At 55.1% G+C, this 483-nt stretch carries 1 protein-coding gene; it reads right to left on the bottom strand.

Annotated features, from left to right (window positions below; genetic code table 11):
- Window positions 1–431, bottom strand: a 431-nt coding sequence (locus tag ACLD7X_RS18630) for a c-type cytochrome (RefSeq protein ID WP_425625511.1), incomplete at its 3' end; no start/stop codon positions are given.
- Window positions 432–483: the final 52 nt, after the last annotated feature.

The raw sequence follows: 483 nt of genomic DNA, 5'->3' as shown, positions 1-483 counted from the left end.
ACGTAGCGGGGCGAGGTATCGTCGGAGCCTGGTTGCGGGGACTGGTCCAAACGGTTTTCATCTCCTAAGAAAGCCAGAAGAGCATCTTTGTCTTTGCCCGTTATGGCCTGATAGGCAGGCATTTGTCCTTTCCCGTGGGTAAGTACTGCCGATAGCTCCGCTTTGGTACGTCGCTTACCAATATTTTGCAGCGAGGGGTACACATCACTACCGGCCCGGTCGGCCCCGTGGCACATTCCGCAATTATTGAGGGTGTATAGTTTGGCTCCCCGGGCAGTAAGGGTAGACTCTTCTTTTGGGGTAGCCGGCACTTGTTTCATTTTTAACAGCAAGGGTACTTCATTAGCGTTTACGTAAAGTATACCCGTTTTGGGATCGAAGGAGGGGCCGCCCCACTCCGCGCCGCCCCGGGTACCCGGAAACTGCACCACGCCGTTGGTACCGGGAGGAGTGTACATACTACCGAGGGTAGCTCCTTTGATG

Origin of the sequence: Aphanothece microscopica RSMan92 (assembly GCF_046613545.2) — a bacterium.
Classification (GTDB): Bacteria; Cyanobacteriota; Cyanobacteriia; order PCC-6307; family Cyanobiaceae; genus NIES-981.
The sequence above is the reverse complement of the archived record's forward strand: the minus strand, read 5'-3'. Positions and strand labels throughout refer to the sequence as shown.